The organism is Candidatus Epulonipiscium sp., assembly GCA_012519205.1.
Lineage (GTDB): Bacteria > Bacillota > Clostridia > Lachnospirales > Defluviitaleaceae > JAAYQR01.
Genome location: JAAYQR010000023.1, coordinates 94,309 through 113,380, shown reverse-complemented (window position 1 = coordinate 113,380; position 19,072 = coordinate 94,309). Strand labels below are relative to the sequence as shown.

Annotated in this window: 16 protein-coding genes; all 16 read left to right on the top strand. The window is 33.5% G+C overall.

Going from position 1 to position 19,072, the window contains the following annotated elements; genetic code table 11:
• The first annotated feature begins 136 nt into the window (after nt 1-136).
• The 16 genes from GX308_07680 to GX308_07605 all read left to right on the top strand — a co-directional run bounded on the left by GX308_07680 (nt 137) and on the right by GX308_07605 (nt 19,018).
• On the top strand, nt 137-973 hold the full coding sequence (locus GX308_07680; protein ID NLK21948.1) for a DegV family protein: 837 nt from the start codon (nt 137-139) through the stop codon (nt 971-973).
• A gap of 122 nt (nt 974-1,095) precedes the next feature.
• On the top strand, nt 1,096-1,719 hold the full coding sequence (locus GX308_07675; protein ID NLK21947.1) for a hypothetical protein: 624 nt from the start codon (nt 1,096-1,098) through the stop codon (nt 1,717-1,719).
• Between the two features lie 98 nt (nt 1,720-1,817).
• Complete coding sequence (locus GX308_07670; GenBank protein NLK21946.1) at nt 1,818-2,516, top strand: LysM peptidoglycan-binding domain-containing protein; 699 nt, start codon at nt 1,818-1,820, stop codon at nt 2,514-2,516.
• Between the two features lie 19 nt (nt 2,517-2,535).
• On the top strand, nt 2,536-3,837 hold the full coding sequence (locus tag GX308_07665) for a transcription termination factor Rho (protein NLK21945.1): 1,302 nt from the start codon (nt 2,536-2,538) through the stop codon (nt 3,835-3,837).
• Nucleotides 3,838-3,996: 159 nt separating this feature from the next.
• The gene (gene rpmE, locus GX308_07660; protein NLK21944.1) at nt 3,997-4,206 is read left to right on the top strand and encodes a 50S ribosomal protein L31; all 210 of its coding nucleotides are present in this window, start codon (nt 3,997-3,999) and stop codon (nt 4,204-4,206) included.
• 63 nt (nt 4,207-4,269) lie between these two features.
• Entirely contained in the window at nt 4,270-5,187 is a 918-nt protein-coding gene (locus GX308_07655) for a DUF1385 domain-containing protein (protein NLK21943.1), read from the top strand.
• On the top strand, nt 5,171-6,037 hold the full coding sequence (gene prmC, locus GX308_07650; GenBank protein NLK21942.1) for a peptide chain release factor N(5)-glutamine methyltransferase: 867 nt from the start codon (nt 5,171-5,173) through the stop codon (nt 6,035-6,037). The genes GX308_07655 and prmC overlap by 17 nt, the downstream gene beginning before the upstream one ends.
• 10 nt (nt 6,038-6,047) lie before the next feature.
• Nucleotides 6,048-7,118 (top strand): peptide chain release factor 1, encoded by a 1,071-nt coding sequence (gene prfA, locus GX308_07645; protein ID NLK21941.1) that lies wholly within the window; start codon nt 6,048-6,050, stop codon nt 7,116-7,118.
• Between the two features lie 644 nt (nt 7,119-7,762).
• Complete coding sequence (locus GX308_07640; GenBank protein NLK21940.1) at nt 7,763-10,612, top strand: extracellular solute-binding protein; 2,850 nt, start codon at nt 7,763-7,765, stop codon at nt 10,610-10,612.
• Nucleotides 10,613-10,641: 29 nt separating this feature from the next.
• The gene (locus tag GX308_07635; protein NLK21939.1) at nt 10,642-11,598 is read left to right on the top strand and encodes a sugar ABC transporter permease; all 957 of its coding nucleotides are present in this window, start codon (nt 10,642-10,644) and stop codon (nt 11,596-11,598) included.
• Between the two features lie 16 nt (nt 11,599-11,614).
• Nucleotides 11,615-12,463 carry a carbohydrate ABC transporter permease gene (locus tag GX308_07630; protein ID NLK21938.1) on the top strand — a complete coding sequence of 283 codons (849 nt, stop codon included), beginning with the start codon at nt 11,615-11,617 and terminating at the stop codon, nt 12,461-12,463.
• A 42-nt stretch (nt 12,464-12,505) separates the two neighbouring features.
• Nucleotides 12,506-13,927 carry a gluconolactonase gene (locus GX308_07625; protein ID NLK21937.1) on the top strand — a complete coding sequence of 474 codons (1,422 nt, stop codon included), beginning with the start codon at nt 12,506-12,508 and terminating at the stop codon, nt 13,925-13,927.
• Nucleotides 13,920-14,537 (top strand): YIP1 family protein, encoded by a 618-nt coding sequence (locus tag GX308_07620; GenBank protein ID NLK21936.1) that lies wholly within the window; start codon nt 13,920-13,922, stop codon nt 14,535-14,537. Before GX308_07625 ends, GX308_07620 begins: the two co-directional genes overlap by 8 nt.
• Nucleotides 14,538-14,549: 12 nt before the next feature.
• Complete coding sequence (locus GX308_07615; protein NLK21935.1) at nt 14,550-17,132, top strand: hypothetical protein; 2,583 nt, start codon at nt 14,550-14,552, stop codon at nt 17,130-17,132.
• A gap of 32 nt (nt 17,133-17,164) precedes the next feature.
• Nucleotides 17,165-18,034: a sugar ABC transporter permease gene (locus GX308_07610; GenBank protein ID NLK21934.1), complete on the top strand. Its 870-nt coding sequence runs from the start codon at nt 17,165-17,167 to the stop codon at nt 18,032-18,034.
• A 33-nt stretch (nt 18,035-18,067) separates the two neighbouring features.
• Nucleotides 18,068-19,018: a carbohydrate ABC transporter permease gene (locus GX308_07605; GenBank protein NLK21933.1), complete on the top strand. Its 951-nt coding sequence runs from the start codon at nt 18,068-18,070 to the stop codon at nt 19,016-19,018.
• Nucleotides 19,019-19,072 lie beyond the last annotated feature (54 nt).

The window sequence follows — 19,072 nt, the reverse complement described above, 5'->3', positions numbered from 1 at the left end:
TGTAGTATTGAGTACTACGAATGGCTATTATTATATTTAATATACATATACTTGCATTATTAATAAGAATCTATTAATATAATGGTATATAATATGAATAACATATAATAAATGCTAGGTTATGGGAGGTATATGTATGAGTATTAAAATTGTAGCGGATAGTAGTTGTGATTTAAATAATAAAATAAAAGAAACAATGAAGATTGAAATTGTTCCGCTAACCCTTATATTAGAAGATAAAAGATATATTGACGATGAGAATTTAGATGTATCCGGATATGTAAAGGATATGAATGCATGCAAGACTTCGCCTAAAACAGCATGTCCTTCACCGGAGCAGTTTATGGAAGCCTATAAAGGGGAAGAAAGTATCTTTGTAGTGACATTATCCTCTGCCTTAAGTGGCACTTATAATAGTGCGATGATAGCTAAAAACATGTTTTTAGAGGAAATAGGAAATAAATTTATTCATGTGTTTGATTCTTTAAGTGCTTCCGCTGGGGAAACATTAATTAGCTTAAAGATTCATGAACTATCAAAATTAAATATTGAAGATGCCGAAATTGTAAAAAGAGTTAATAAATATATCAAAGAGATGAAAACCTTTTTTCTATTAGAAAGCTTAGAACACCTAGCAAAAGCCGGGAGATTGAATCCAATAATTGCAAAGATAGCTTCGGTATTATCAATTAAACCTATTATGGGAGCGACAGAAGAAGGCACCATTAGGTTAGTTCAAAAAGTAAGGGGATATAAAAGGGCCTTTGATAAATTCGTCGATACCATTGGTGAAGAAGGCAAAAATCTTGAGGAAAAGATTTTGGGAATAGCCCATTGCAATTGTCTAGATAGGGCTTTAAAGTTTAAAGAAGAAGTACTTAAAAAATATAACTTTAAAGATATTGTTATTGTGGAAATGCAGGGACTTAGTTCTACCTATGCCGATGATGGAGGACTCGTTATTGCATTCTAATTAATATACTTTGGGGCGGACATAGTTCGCCCTAAAATATATATAATTTTCGTCTTTCTATTACCCCTAAAAAGGATTTTTAATCCCTTTGAAGAATTAATTAATAAAGGCAGGTGATAGGTATGACGATTGGAAACATACAGACTATAGTTTTTCAATGTGCAACCTGTGGGGTCTTTTATTTTGATGATATTTCACCTTTTGAATTCTCTGGTAAAAAAGAAATATCCATAAGCTGCAAATGCAATAAAAATTCACTTAAAATTGCCATTAAAAGAAGAAAACAAATGATATTGTCAATTCCATGTTTCTTATGTAATGAAACACATACCTATATCTTTTCTATAAATCAAATGTTCTCCGATGATTTAAAAGTTCTTAAATGTCCCAAAAAAAACATGAAAATAGGATTTATCGGAAATGAAAGTAGTGTTAGCGATGCCTTAGATTGTCATGAAAATGCTTTAAATGATATTCTAAAAGAAATGGGAATGCCTAGGTTATGTAAAAATATTGAGGTTGTAATAGAAAGCATTAACTATATACACGATTTAGCAGAGGAAGGGAAAATACGTTGTGAATGTGGAAATAACAAATTAGAAATGGACGTTTTGACAAATAAAATAAAATTGAAATGTTATGATTGTGGTAATGAAATAAATCTACCAACTAGAAACAATGAGGACCTAAGATATATACATGCCCAATCTGTTATTCTCTTACAAAAAAACGAAAATGTATTATGATTGACACTTATGTGGGTAAAGCCATCTTTGGTGGACAGATATCACAAATGATGGTATATTTTTGCCATATGCTGAAGAAAATTAAGGAGATGCATTCTGTGGATAAAAAAAATTGGATTGAAGAAGATGATGTATTAGAGGAAAAAGACTTTTTCGAAAAAGAAGAAGAGAAAAGAATGAGAGAAGAACTAGATAGTTTGTTAAAAAACACAAATCCCCTTAATAAGGCTTCAGAAGTTACAAAAGAAGAATTAGAAAGTTTTTATTCTATTTCAGCAAAAAGAAGAAGCAAAAAAAGGGATAAATTAAAAGATAAGATAGTTAGTGCATCTATCTTAGTTATAGGTATAATACTTATTGTATCGATTATATGGATGTTTTTGGGTTTAGGGAAATTATTATTTAAAAACAAAGACCATGAAACATTACAATCAGACAATTCAACTATAGAATTACTTAACAATGAAATTAATCGCTTAAAACAAGAAAATGAAGCCTTATACCAAGAAAATATCGAACTTCGGGCAGAATTGGAACAATTAAAGTTTCCATTAGAAATTGATACCCCTGAAACAGAACTAAACCAGCCCATAGAAGAACCCGAAGATAATAATGATAACGATTCCTCGGCCTCTGAGCCAGAGTATTATATTGTTAAAACTGGGGATACTTTGTGGAATATAAGTAAGAAACTATACGGTTCAGGAAAATACTATAAGAATATTATAGAATATAACAATTTAAAAGATGAAAATGATATATATAGAGGAATGAGATTGGCAATACCAAAATTGTAAAGCATAAAGGTGGTTAACAATGGATAATGATTGGAGCAATAAAACCCTTGCAGAATTAAGAGATATTGCAAAGAAATCAGGTATTAAAAATATTACGAAATATAGAAAGCCTGAGTTAATAGAATTAATAAAAGAATTAGATGGTAAAACCAGCATACCTCAGGCAGATACAAAGGTTCCAACTGCAATCGGGCAGCTAGATAGCGGAATTATAGAAGAGGGAGTCCTAGAAGTATTACTAGATGGATATGGATTCCTACGTTCGGAAAATTATCTTCCGGGGAACAAGGATATTTATGTATCTCCTTCTCAAATAAGGAGATTTAATTTAAAAACTGGAGACCTAGTCAAAGGAAATATCCGTATTCCTAAGGAAGGTGAAAAATTCAGTGCCCTATTGTATGTTAAGGAAGTAAATGGAGATCATCCAGAAATCGCTGCAAAACGTCCTAGTTTTGAAGAATTAACCCCCATATATCCTAAGGAAAAACTACACCTAGAATATGATAAGTTAGAGTTATCAACTAGGCTTATAGATTTTATAGCTCCTATTGGAAAAGGACAAAGGGGGATGATAGTCGCGCCTCCTAAGGCTGGGAAAACGGTACTTCTCAAAAAAATTGCCAATGCAATAACAAAAAATCATCCCGAAGCAAGGCTTATTGTGCTTCTGATAGATGAAAGACCCGAGGAAGTAACAGATATGAAAGATTCTATCAGTGGGGACAATGTGGAAGTGGTATATTCTACTTTTGATGAACAGCCAGAGCATCATAAAAGGGTTGCTGAAATGGTTTTGGAAAGAGCAAAAAGATTGGTGGAACAAAAAAAGGATTTAATTATTTTATTAGACAGTATCACCCGCCTAGCAAGAGCATATAATCTAACTATTCCTCCTAGTGGAAGAACTTTATCGGGGGGGCTTGACCCTGCTGCATTACATATGCCTAAAAAGTTTTTTGGTGCTGCAAGAAATATACAAGAAGGAGGTAGTCTTACAATTCTAGGAACTGCCCTAATAGAAACAGGAAGTAAAATGGATGAAGTGATTTTTGAAGAATTTAAAGGAACTGGTAATATGGAACTTGTATTAGATAGAAGGCTTTCAGAAAAAAGAATTTTTCCTGCCATAGACATATATAAATCGGGAACAAGAAAGGAAGAATTGCTTCTAGCTCAAAATGAATTAGAAGTAGTATATGGAATTCGAAGGGCAATGAGTAAGATGACACCTACCGATGTGACAGAGAATATTATAGATACTCTAATGCATACAAAAAGCAACCAAGAATTCATAAGTATAATAGAAAAGAAACTTTAGATAAATTATTTAGAAATAAATAACTACCCTTGCATCAATTATCGGGTTATGTTATAATATGAACGTTGTCGCTAGAGATAAGCGTAAATGGTTGAAAAATAGATGAAGCTTATGGATAAAGGTCTGTAATTGACTATTTTGAAAGAGGTGAAATTAACAATGAGAGAAGCTATTCATCCTAATTATGAAGAGGCTACAGTAACCTGCAACTGTGGAAATACTTTCACAACGGGTTCTGTAAAGAAAGAAATACGCGTAGAAGTATGTTCTAAATGTCATCCTTTTTACACAGGAAAGCAAAAATTAGCAGCAGCTAAGGGACGTATTGACAAATTTAACAAAAGATATGGGATTGAGCAAGAACAGTAAGGGGTTGAGGCGGTGTCTCAACCTTTTTTGTTCATAAATTTTAGTGATTATGGGGGTGGAGAAATGAAACGTACAAGTATCGGTGGGCAGGCCGTTATAGAGGGAGTTATGATGCGGGGAACAAAAACATACACAGTAGCAGTAAGAAAACCAGATAAGGAAATAGTAATGGATAAAAAGCCAGTTACAGCGGTAACGACACAATATTTCCTGTTTAAACTTCCTATTTTTAGAGGTGTGGCTATGTTTATCGATTCAATGGTTTTAGGTATTAGGACGTTAACCTATTCTGCACAATTTTTTGACGTTGAAGAAGAAGTTGAATCCTCCAAATTTGAAAAATATCTTAAAGATAAATTTGGCAGTAAATTAGAGGATTATATTATAGGGTTTTCTATTTTTTTATCTATTATTTTAGGTATTGCCTTATTTATGGTAACCCCCCTTTTGGTATCTAGGTTATTTAGGAATATTATTACAAATATATGGGTACAAAATCTCCTTGAAGGGGCTATTAGAATCAGTATATTTATGATATATATTATTTTGATTTCCAAAATGAAAGATATTCAAAGAGTATTTGAATATCATGGAGCAGAGCATAAGACTATTAATTGTTTAGAACATGAAGAAGAATTGACCGTGAAAAATGTAAAAAAATACAGCCGTCTTCATAAGAGTTGTGGTACCAGCTTTCTTCTCATAGTTATGCTAACTAGTGTTATAGTATTTGTTATTTTTAATGTAGAAAGCATATGGTTGCGATTATTAAGCAGAATTGTATTGGTACCTTTGATTGCAGGCATATCTTATGAAATTATTAGATGGGCAAGAAGATCGGATTCTAGGCTTGCTTCATTAGTTAGTGTTCCAGGAATGTGGCTCCAAAAATCATTTACAACAAAAGAACCAGATGATGCCCAAATTGAGGTGGCAATTGCTGCACTGGAGGGAGTTCTAGAGGATGAGAAAGTCGATTGAGACAGCCTTGATTGAGGGGAAAAGCTTTTTAAAAGATAAGGGAATTCAAAGTTGGTCATTGGATGGGGAACTTCTTCTTTGTCATATTCTTTCCATTTCTAGAGTTCAGCTTTTTACTCATCCTAAAAACGAAATATTAAAAGAAGATGAAAGAAAATACAAGGAACTTATATACAAAAGGAGCAAAAATGTTCCGACCCAATACCTTATAAACAAACAGGAGTTTATGGCCCTCCCTTTTTTTGTTGACGAAAATGTTCTTATTCCAAGACCAGATACGGAAAATTTGGTGGAAACAGTCCTAGGTCTAATAGATAAAGAGAAAGATGTTCATATATTAGATATGTGTACAGGCTCGGGGTGTATTGCCGTGAGTTTGGCTTACTACCTTCCTAATAGTAAAATTACTGCTGTAGATATTTCAGATTCTGCTTTAAAGGTAGCAAAGCATAATGCAAGGTTAAATAATGTGGATGGACAAATCTTCTTTATTAAAAGCAATTTATTTGAAAGACTTCCCAAAACGCTTAAAGAGAAGATAGATATTATCGTGTCCAATCCCCCATATATCCCCACGAAGGATATGGAAGATCTTATGAGGGAAGTAAGAGATTATGAGCCAAATCAGGCATTAGATGGGGGAGAGGATGGTTTGAGATTTTATCATCCGATTATAAATGATTGCATGGAATATCTTAGACCTGGAGGCGTGCTTGCTTTTGAAATAGGTTATAACCAAGCAGAACCAGTAGAAAACTTACTAAAGGATTATGGTTTTTCAAATATAGAGATAAAAAAAGATTTAGCAGGGTTTGATAGGGTTATTTTTGGAATCAATGAACTTAAATAGAGGTGATAGAATGTTTGATAAATTAGAAGAAATTCTTAATAGATATGAATTACTTTCAGGAAAGGTCAGTGACCCAGAGGTCATAAATCATCAAAGTGAATGGCAGAAATTAATGAAAGAATATAGCGACCTTAAACCCTTAGTTGAAAAATATAAGGAATATAAGAAGGCCAAGGATGATATAGAGGAAGCTGATATGCTTCTAGAAGACAATTTAGAAGAGGAGTTTCGTCAGTTAGTGAAAGAAGAACTGGCAGACAATAAGCAAAAACTACTAGATATACAAGAGGAATTAAAGGTACTCCTTCTTCCCAAAGACCCTAATGATGAAAAAAACGTTATTGTTGAAATCCGTGGAGGGGCAGGAGGAGATGAGGCTGCCTTATTTGCAGGAGATTTGTTTAGGATGTATTCAAGGTATGCAGAAAGAAAACGCTGGGAAGTAGAAATCATGGATAGCAATGAAATAGGTGTCGGTGGATTTAAAGAAGTAATATTTATGATTCAAGGAAATGGTGCTTATTCAAGACTTAAATACGATAGCGGTGTTCACCGTGTTCAAAGAATCCCCATTACGGAATCCGGCGGAAGAATCCATACTTCCACTGTTACGGTTGCGGTACTTCCTGAGGCTGAAGATGTAGATGTAGAAATTAATGCCAATGACCTTAGGGTAGATGTATTTCGTTCCTCAGGGAATGGGGGGCAAAGTGTTAATACAACAGATTCAGCCGTAAGGATTACCCATTTGCCTACAGGATTAGTTGTCAGTTGTCAAGATGAAAAATCTCAGCTTAAAAATAAAGATAAGGCATTAAAGGTTCTTCGAGCAAAGCTATATGAAATAGAACAAGAAAGGCAGCAAAAAGAACTAGCGGCGGAAAGGAAAAGCCAAGTAGGTACAGGAAACAGAAATGAGAGAATCCGTACCTACAATTTCCCACAAGGAAGGGTAACAGATCACAGGATAGGCTTAACCCTTCACAGATTAGAATCTATTTTAGATGGAGATATCGATGAAATTATAGATAACCTAATTACCGTAGATCAGACAGAAAAACTCAAAAGTGAAAACCAATAAAAGGCAATATAAAATGCTGTAAATCTATTAGATTTACAGCATTTTATATTGTCACTAATTTTTATAGCAATTATTATATATTTTTTGGGGTATAATATTTTACCGAATTATATTAATATAAATTATGAGTAAACAATAATTGAGGATAAAAAATACTTACTATTCATTTATGCCAAGGTCATTTTGTATGTTCATCCATACAGAATATAAGCTTAATTTTAATATGCCATAGGTAATTATAAATTAAATAGAATAGGAATCTACTATAAAAATGCAAAACGCACAAATTACTATCTAATTTGTGCGTTTTGATATAAATTACTAAAAAATACGGTTGATTATTGAAATAAATAGTTGTTAATCAATAACATATATAATTAGTCAGTCTTTATATCAAAAAAATGATATATTAAATTAGATAATTACTATTGAAAATTTGTTGAATATTATAAATACACTTGACAAGTCAAACTTAAATATGTGATAATAAATTTATGACATAAGACAAATTGTTGCACAATATATCGCAGTATTGCACCATTAAATGAAAGATAATTATTAAAGAGGGGACTAAAACCTTGAGGAGGATTAGAGAGCTTAAAAGAATTATTGCAATAACTATAGTGAATATAGTTTTTATTACCATGGGATTGTTGCCTATTCAAGATACATATGCCCAAAATACAATGGATGAATACAATGAGGTACTGAACTCTTATATGGACATTATAAAATATGATGAGTACAACAAAAATTATGATAAAGATAATCTCCCAAATAAGGAATATATAATAGATGCGGATAAATTTAAAGATTACAGTAATATGGATATAGAAATCTTAGAAGATTACCAGGGGATGAAGGGGAAATCTGTATTTACAGGGGAAGAAGGATTTGTTAAATATGAGCTATATATTGAGGAAGAAGGCTTCTACAATATATCTTTTTTATATTATCCTGTAGAAGGTAAGAGTTCTGCTATACAAAGAGCAATTTTCATAGATGGTAAACTTCCATTCTCAGAAGCAAACAACATTGAATTTGATAGAATATGGATTGATAAACAAGGAGAGGCATTAAAAGATAATCAGGGTAATGATTTAAGACCTAGTCAGGTAGAAAGCCCTATTTGGTTAGAAAAAGTAGTTCAGGATTATCAAGGGTACCATACAACACCTTTCAAATTTTATTTATCAAAAGGAATGCACAGCTTAAGTATAGTTTCAAGAAGAGAGCCGATGGTTCTTAGAAACATTAAGATTTATCAGGAGAAGGAAGTACTTACCTATGAGGAAAAACTTGAAGAGTATAAAAATAATGGATATAAAGAAACACATAATCAGTTTATTACAATAGAAGCAGAAAAACCATCTTCGAAGTCTTCACAAATGTTATATCCAACCATGGAACATTCAAGTCCTGCGGTTACCCCTTATAGCCCTAAGGTATACCTAAACAACACCATGGGAGGAAGTAATTGGAGAGACGCCGGACAATGGGTACAATGGGAAGTGGATGTACCCGAAAGTGGATTATATAAAGTAGCCTTCAATGCAAAACAAAACTTTATAAGAGGAATTTATTCATCTAGGAAATTATATATAGATGGAAAAGTTCCATTTAAAGAGATGGAGGAAATACCTTTTAGATATAAAAAGGATTGGAGAGTAGAAGTTCTCGGGGGAGATGAGCCCTATTTGTTTTATTTAGAAGAGGGAAAACATACCATCCGGATGGAAGTTGTCCTAGGGGAATTATCTTCTGTCATTAGGGAAGTTGAAATTGGTGTTAGAAATCTAAATGAAATCTATAGACAGTTTTTAAGTATAACCGGAACCACCCCTGATAGATACAGGGATTACCAGATAGAAAAAAATCTTCCTGGAATTGTTGATGCCATTAATACTGAAAGGGATAGGGTGGATAAAGTTATAAATGATTTGGAAAGGATGGCAGGGAAAATAAGTGATAGAGAAGTAGGTCTTATCACAATGAGGGATGAACTTAATGCTCTTTCAAAAGATGTTGAAACCATAACTAGAAGATTAAACCAGTTCAAACAAAACATTGGTTCTATGGGGACATGGATGACCCAAGCAATCGAGCAGCCCCTGCAGCTAGATCAGATTTATATCATATCACCTTCGGAAAAACCGCCAAAGTTAAAAGACTCATTTTGGAATAAACTTCTTCACGAATTAAAGACATTGTATTATTCTTTTGTAATTGATTATAATGCCATCGGTAATGTCGCAAAAGAAAAAGAACAAAAAGCAATTACTGTATGGATTGGAACAGGCCGTGACCAAGCAAATACTATTAAATCTTTGATTGATGAAGATTTTACTAAAAACACAGGAATTAATGTAAACTTAATGCTTGTAGATATAAATACCCTCCTACCTGCAACATTGTCAGGACAGGGACCTGATGTAGCTATGCAGGTATGGAATGACATTCCCATGAATTATGGCATGAGAAATGCCGTAACGGATTTATCAAAATTTGAGGGTTTTGATGAAGTCGCTGAAAGGTTTTATGGAAGCGCAATGATACCTTATATGTTTGAAGATAGGTGTTTTGCCCTTCCGGAACAGCAGACCTTTAATATGTTATTTTACAGGAAGGATATTCTAAAGGAACTGGGATTAGAAACACCTAAAACCTGGGATGAAGTTAAAGTAGCCCTCAGTGTGCTTAGTAAAAACCAAATGGCTTTTGGATTACTTCCTACAGGATATTTTAATAAGGATCAAATAGGTATGATACCAGTTTCAGAGGCCGTATTTGGGATATTCCTATACCAAAACGGAGGAGAGTTTTATAATGAAAATGCCACAGCCTCAGGTTTAAGCTCTGATTCTTCTATTCAAGCCTTTAAAGATTTTACCGAATACTATACAGATTTTAAATTAGAAAGAGAGTTTGATCCTGTAAGTCGATTTAGGACTGGGGAAATGCCCCTTATGGTTTCAGATTATACAACCTATAACACATTACAGGTGTCTGCCCCTGAAATTAAGGGATTATGGGGATTCACATCGGTTCCTGGAACGGTTTTAAAGGATGGGACCATAAAATATGATGTTCCTAGCACGGGGACAGCATGTATTATGATGGAAAACTCAAAAAACAAAGAAGCATCCTGGGAGTTTATGAAATGGTGGACTGATGCCAAGGTTCAGATTGGATTTGGAAGAGAAATGGAAGGATTGATGGGGTCGGCGGCTAGATATCCTACTGCAAATATAGAGGCTTTTTCAAGTCTGCCATGGCCTGTAGAGCATTATAAGGCATTAGACGAGCAATTTAAAAATGTTAGGGGAGTTCCACAGGTTCCCGGGGGATATTTTACTACGAGACATATAAATAACGCCTTCTATGAGGTTGTTGTTAACGAGAACAATGCCCCAAGAGAGGCTTTGATGGACTATGTAAGATACATTAACGATGAAATAGAATATAAGAGAAAAGAATTTGGTCTAACCCAATAAAGGAGGTTCATATGCAGAAATCTGTTGTAATGGAAAAAGCCAAAAAGAATAAAGCGTTAAATCTTAATAATAAACATGAACCTTCTACTAACTTTAAGAACCAATTTAATTTAATGAGAAAAAACAGGGATTCCTATATATTAATGATACCTTATTTCATACTATTTTTTGCATTTACCATATTACCAGTTATTGCATCTATAGCCCTAAGTTTCACAAACTTTAATATACTTGAACTGCCTGATTTTATAGGGTGGGATAATTATACAAGATTGTTTCTAGAAGATGATATATTTATAACATCCATAAAAAATACTTTGCTATTTGCGGTTATTACAGGCCCTTTAAGCTATATTATGTGTTTTGTTTTTGCTTGGATTATTAATGAATTTCCTAGTAAGATAAGGGCAGTTTTAACCCTAATATTTTATGCTCCATCCATATCTGGTAATGTATATTTCATTTGGAGAATTATATTTTCTGGGGATAGATATGGATTAGCCAATGGTTTTTTGATTAATTTAGGTCTAGTTATAGATCCTATCCAATGGCTAAAAGATGCAAAGTATATCTTGCCTATTTTAATAATTGTCCAGCTTTGGCTTAGTTTAGGAACAGGCTTTCTTGCCTTTATTGCGGGGCTTCAGACTGTGGATAGAAGCCTTTATGAGGCTGGAGCTGTAGACGGTATTACAAATAGATGGCAGGAATTATGGTACATTACCCTTCCTTCTATGAAACCACAACTCATGTTTGGAGCAGTTGTTCAATTAACTCAAGCCTTTGCTGTTGCAGACATTTCAATTAATTTGGCAGGATTCCCCAGTGTTAATTATGCAGGGGAAACCGTTGTAACTCATCTAATTGATTTTGGTACAATTCGTTTTGAAATGGGTTATGCCTCTGCTATCGCAACCATATTATTTTTACTAATGATAGGGGTAAACAAGGGTGTACAAAGGCTTCTAAGAAAGGTTGGTGAGTAGTGTGCGCAATCCAATTATGGGGCCGAAAAGAGTGAATAGATCCTTTGGTGGAACCTTAGCATTATTTATATTTATAGCTTTGGTGGGCTCTTTTATGGCCCTACCCCTTATATACATTATTAATAATGCGTTTAAACCATTGCATGAATTGTTTATATTTCCCCCAAGGATTTTTGTTCAAAATCCTACTATGGATAATTTCTCAGATTTATTTATTTTAATGTCTAGCTCTTGGGTGCCCTTTAGCAGATACATACTTAATACGGTAATACTTACGTTTTTCGGAACATTGGGACATGTGATTATTGCATCAGCAGCTGCCTATCCCTTAGCAAAACATGATATTCCTGGGAAAAACTTATTATTTTCTATTGTTGTTCTTTCGCTTATGTTTTCCTATAACGTAACAGCAATTCCCAACTATATGATTATTTCATGGATGGGAATAAATAATACATACTTAGCGGTTATATTTCCGGCATGGGCCAGTTCCTTGGGATTATATCTTATGAAGCAATTCATGGAACAGATACCCGATTCATTAATCGAATCTGCTAGGCTTGATGGTGCCAGCGAATATAAGATATTTTGGTCAATTATTATGCCAAATGTAAAGCCTGCATGGCTCACTCTTACGATACTTATGTTTCAACAGTTATGGGGAACAACAGGTAGTAATTTTCTAAGAAGCGAGCAGTTAAAACCACTAAACTATGCCCTAAATCAGATAGTGCAAGGAGGAGTTGCAAGGGCGGGAGCAGGAAGCGCTGTGGGACTAATATTAATGAGCGTACCTATTATTTTCTTTGTTGTAGCTCAAAGTAATATTATAGAAACCATGTCAACCTCAGGCATGAAAGAGTAAGGGGGGTAGGCCTTGAAACGTAAATATTTATATTTCTTAATAATGTTAAGTTTAATTTTTTCAAATTCAGTTGCAGTTGCGGGGGTACCCTATGAAAGCTATAACTATGATTATTGGGAGGTAGTTGTACCATCCCCTGCCCCATATGTTCCCGAAGATAGTTTATCCGGTTCGGATTTAGGGGTTGAAAGACTCAATCAACCCTCTGATATTTATATTACAAAGGGTGGGGAGATTTATCTAGTAGATACGGGCAATAATAGGATAATAGTTTTTAATGATAAATGGAATGTAGAAAGAATTATTGATAGATTTAGCAATGATGGTAAAAGCGATACATTTAATAAACCACAGGGAATCTTTGTTAATGATAGAGGAAATATATATGTAGCAGATACGGAAAACAAGAGAGTAGTTGTTTTATCTCCAGATTTGGATTTGATTTTGTGTATTGATAATCCAAAATCAGAAACCTTCGATGAGAATTTTTCCTTTACCCCCTTAAAAGTAGGGGTAGATTATGCAGATAGAGTATATGTAGTAGGGAAAGGTGTATTCGAGGGGATTATGAGTTTTACTGATAAGGGAGAATTCCATGGGTATTTAGGTACCATTAAGGTAACCATCGGAATTACGGATATTATATGGAGGAGCATATCGACAAAAGCTCAAAGGCAAAGGCAACAGTTATATATTCCTACAGAGTTTACTGGACTTGATCTAGATGAAAGTGGATTTGTTTACACCACTAATGTTGACATTAAATCCGATGAAACTATTAAAAGGTTAAACCCTAGCGGTGATGATGTATTAAAAAGACCAGAAGATAAATTTGTAAAAGGGGATTTGTTTTTTAGGCCGGCAGGAAGGCGTTATACGGGACCCTCTCAATTTATAGATATTGTCGTCAGGGATAAAGGTTTATATTCTGCTATTGATTCCCAGAGAGGAAGAATATTTACCTACGATCATGAGGGAAATTTACTTTATATTTTTGGAAGTATAGGAAGTCAAGTTGGGACCTTTAAAAATCCTAGTGCCATAGAAGCTATTGGGGATAAGATTATAGTTGTTGATAAAGAAAGGGGAGAACTAATTATATTTAAGCCGACTCAATACGGAGACTTGATTAATAAGGCAATCGGACTTCGTTATGACGGTGAAGAGGAAAAGGCGGTAGAATATTGGGAGAAGGTATTGAAGCTAGATGCGAATTTTGAATTAGCTTATGTAGGAATTGGTAAATCACTTCTTGCAAAAAATAAGAACAAAGAAGCTTTAAAGTACTTAAAATTAGGGATGGATCAAAAATATTATTCTATTGCATATAAAAGATATAGAAATGAAGTCCTTAAATCTAATCTTGTCTACATTATGAATGGGATTTTTATTTTAGTTATTTTATATATGGGTTATAAGATTTATAGAAAGTTTAAGAGAAGGGGGAAGAAAATCAATGCTTAAGAAGTTTAAATTTCCTCTTTATGTGATAACTCATCCAGCAAGTGGGTTCTATGATATGAAACATGAAAAAGAAGGAAGTATGAAAGTAACCATTATAAATCTCATTTTATTTTGGGTAGTTTATTCCATAAATAGGCAGTATGCTGGATTTGTAGTTAATAAGGTATATCCATTAACTCTTAATAGTTTAGTTGATTTGACAGGAATTTTGCTTATGTACTTTTTGTGGTGCGTAGGGAATTGGTCTATTACTACCTTGATGGAGGGAGAAGGAAAGTTTAAAGAAATAGCTATGGCTACATCTTACTCTTTAACGCCTTTAATATTGGCATTTCCCCTGGCAACAATTATAGGAAATTATGTGGCAAGAAATGAAGAAGCTTTTTATTATATGGTAATTTGGATTGCTGTTGTGTGGTTTATATTTCTGCTATTTATGGGGATTATGTCGATTCATAATTATACGGTTTCTAAAACCTTTGCTACTATATTTTTGACCTTTGTAGCTATTTTAATAATCATCTTTTTATCTCTGCTTATAATCTTGCTGCTTCAACAAGTATATATGTTTATATATAGTATCTATACAGAATTAATTTTTAGAGCTTAGGGGGGCAAACCAGTGAAAAAAATCAACGTTAAACAAATTATACTTTTATTAGTTTGCACCATCTTAATAGTATCTGCTATTTCTTTCGTCTATGTTTATTTCAAATATGTAAAAATAGAGGATTATATGTGCTTTAAAGGGGTTTATGAATTTGATGAAGGTAAAGAGTTCAATGCTCTTAAAGATAACTTGAAAAGTATTGATAAAATGCTATTGGCGGCTGAAAATGATAGTTTGAAACTGTATATAAATGAAGAAACCACAGAAGTAGCAGTGTATGACAAGAGAACAAAAGAAATCTTTTATTCAAACCCTATTAATAGAGAAAATGATTCCATAGCAAACCAAGCAAATAAGGATATGCTCTCATCACAATTAGCTATAAAATACTATGATGTCAATAGAGTAGAAGCCACAATGACAAACTATAGGGATAGTATAGCCCTGGGGCAATTTATTATGGAAAGTATAGAAAATGGTGTTAGGATTAAATACACTTTAGGGAAGATAGAATCCGAAGAAGACAGTCTCCCAAAATTTATAACGGTTGAAAGATTAGAAGATAAGGTGTTAAGTAAATTAGGCGAAGAGTCAGTAAAAACAGTTAAAAAACAATATATAGAATCTAAAACAAACAAAGGTTTCCTTGAATTAAGGGAAAATGCAGTAAAATCTAAGATTCTTCTAAAACAACTTCTAGAAGCCTTTGAGGAGGCAGGATACACGAAAGAGGATTTAGCATATGAAAATGAAGCAAGCGGGGGTAAACAAAAGGGAGAAACCGCTTACTTTACTATTCCTTTAGATTATAAATTAGAGGGAGAAGAATTGGTGGTTAGCATTGCAGCAAATCATATAAAAGAAAGCTCAGTGGGAAAATTATCTAGCATAGAGCTCTTAAGGTATTTTGGTGCTGGGGATGTCAGTGAAGATGGATATATGTTTGTTCCCAATGGTTCTGGTTCACTTATTTATTTTAACAATGGGAAAATAAATAATGATGCATATTTGCAGCAAGTATATTCTCTAGATCCTGTAGTTATTAGTTATACACAGACACAGACTATTGAGCCTGCAAGGTTGCCCGTTTTCGGAATAAAAAAAGATAATGGAGCAGTACTTGCTATGATTGAGGAAGGGGATACAATAGCTACTATTTGTGCGGATATTAGTGGTAAAGTTAATTCTTACAATTATGCCTATAGTTATTTCACTGTAAGGGATTATGAATTTTTATCAATGTTCGGGGCAACAGGAAGAGAATCAGACTTGCCTGTAGTAGAAGAAAAGATGTATGACGGGAATATAACCATTCGTTATGGGTTTCTTGCGAAAGATATGGCGAATTACTCGGGAATGGCAAAGTATTATCAAAACTGTCTTATAAATAAAGGAATATTAAAGAAATCAGGATATAGAAAGTTACCTTTTTATTTAGAGTTAATAGGAGGAATAGAAAAAAGAAAGACCATTGCAGGAATCCCTTATAAAGCAAGTTATCCCATGACTACCTTTGATGAAGCTGGAATTATAATTGATGAGCTCTCAAAAATGGGAGTAAGTAATATTAACTTAAGGTATTCAGGATGGTTTAACGACGGGTATTACCATGATGTGGCAAAGTCTGTAGATATAATTAATAAACTGGGAAGTAAAAAAGAACTTATAAATGTTTCTAAAAAGATTAAAGAAACAGGAGGGGAACTCTACCCCGATGTTGCATTTCAAAGGGTTAGTTATACAAGTGATTCTTATATGCCAGCCTTTGAAGCAACACGTTATATTTCAGGGATAACCGTTCAACTATCTCCATATTTAAGAGCAACTATGAGAATGGGTACAAGATTTGATGAAGCAGCATACTATATTTTATCCCCTGCTGTTTTGCCAAAGCATGTTAGTTCATTTATCAAAGATTATACAAAGTTAGGGATAGATGGATTATCATTAAGAGATTTGGGGGATGTTATTGCATCTGATAAAAAAAGAAAACGCCCAATACATAGGGAATTTGCGAAAAACATTGTAACAGGGCAATTAAGCAGACTAGAAAATAATACCCATAAGCTTATGATTAAGGGAGGGAATGCGTATTCATTGCCCTACGCTACCGATATAGTCAATTTACCAATCACAGATAATAAATTTTATATTGTAGATGAAGAAGTCCCTTTTTATCCAATGGTAATTCATGGTTTTATAGATTATGCAGGAAATTCAATTAACTTAGAAAGTGATTATGAAAGAGATAGAGATATTTTAAAAATGATTGAATGTGGTAGTGCCCCTTATTTTACATGGACTTACGAAGAAACATCAAGGCTTAAGGATACTTCCTTGAACTTTATGTACTCTACACAGTATTTAGATTGGGTAAACGATGCTAAGGTAATATATGAAGAAGTATCCAGGGCCTTAGACCATCTAACTAATGTAAGCATCACAGAACATATTAGGCACGAAAATGGCGTGGTAGAGATAGTTTATGAGAATGGAGCAAAAATTTATATTAACTATAATGATATGCCTGAAAATATATCTGGCATTACTGTTGAAGCAAAAGATTATGTGATGATAGGGGGGGAAGGGAAGTGAAGAAAAAAGGATTGACCTTACGACAAAGAGAAATGGTATTGGGCTTTACTTTTATATCCCCCTGGCTGATTGGATTTATCTGTTTTTTTGCCATTAATTTACTTCATGCCGTCTATTATAGCCTATGTAATGTTATTGTTAATCCTGCAGGGGGCTATAGATTGGAATTCGCGGGAATATCCAATTATATATATGCTTTAACAAAGCATGGGGAATTTAATAGGATTCTTACAACATCTATTACTGATATGTTAATTGATGTTCCCCTTATAGTGTTTTTTAGTTTGCTTATGGCAATGATATTAAATCAAAAGTTTAAAGGGAGAACCGTAGTAAGGGCAATCTTTTTTCTTCCTGTGATACTGCTTTCTAGTGCTATTAGTGATGCTTTGCAAGCGGCTATGAATATGATTATAGGAGGGGTATCTTCTGTTCCTCCTGAAATGAGGGAAGCATCAGGCTTTAGTGCAAGATATCTACTAAGAGTTTTTATGGAACTTGGGTTTCCCACGATTTTATTAGATTATATAGAGGGTGCAGTTAATAGAATATACGATATAGTTAAGGCCTCTAGTGTTCAGATATTAATATTTTTGGCGGCCCTTCAAGCAATACCTGGAGCCCTCTATGAAGTAGCAAAAATAGAAGGAGCAACTACCTATGAATCTTTTTGGAAAATAACATTTCCTATGGTAAGTCCTCTTATCCTTACTAATGTCATATATACAATTATAGACTCTTTTACAGTTAGCGATGTGGTAAATACGATTTATACTACGGCATTTACTTCTATGAATTTTGGTCTGAGTTCTGCTATGTCCATACTTAGCTCTGCCAGTGTATGTATTATTTTAATTACTGTAGGTTATCTAATATCTAAAAAGACATTCTATCAAAATTAAGGGAGGAGGGGGCAGATGAAATTAGCTTATGGTATGGAGTTTAAAATAACTGAAAACGATAAACATAAGGTACAAAGTAAAATTAAAAGTATTTTATTAGATGTGTTTAAATGGATTATTATTATTGGGATATCCTACATAGTGCTAGGACCCATAATAACCATTATTAGTAATTCCTTTACAAGTATAGAAGATGCATACAACCCTTTGGTTTATCTAATACCAATAACTCCAACCCTGGAGCATATAAAAAAGGCTTACACTAAGATGAATTATCTAAAGACTCTATTTTCTACGGTTAGCTTTGTGTTCTTGTTAATGATAATTCAGGCTTTTATATGTTCTTTAGTCGGATATGGATTTGCTAGGTTTAGGTTTCCGGGGAGGAATATATTATTTGGCTGTGTAATATTGACCATTGTAGTTCCCATATATACAATCATGGTTCCTCTTTATACACAGTTTAGATATTTTGATTTATTTGGGATTATCAAGTTAGTAACAGGAAAAGAAGGAATAAGTATATTAAATACGAAGATTCCCATAACCCTTATGACGTTAATGGGAATGGGGCTTAGATCTGGTCTTTATATTTATATTTTTAGGCAGTTTTTTAGGGGATTACCTAAAGAAATAGAAGAAGCAGCTTTTATAGATGGGGCAGGGAGTTTTTATACATATTTTAGAATTATGCTTCCTAATGCGATTCCATCTATTGTTACTGTATTATTGTTTTCCCTAGTATGGCAGTATAATGATACTTTTTATGCATCTTTGTTTATGCCTAATTCTAACTTGCTTGCCTTAAAACTTACGACTATGGCTGGTTCCCTTAGTACAGTGGATAGGATATATGACCCATTGCATGTAGATTTAATAATGAATGCAGCAGTGCTCTTAGCTATCACTCCGATTATTATTGTTTATGTATTTTTACAAAGATATTTTATGGAGGGCATCGAAAGAAGTGGTATTGTAGGTTAATTTATAAGGTTTTAAAAATAATTTCTATTATTTTTAAAATAAATTCAAATTTCA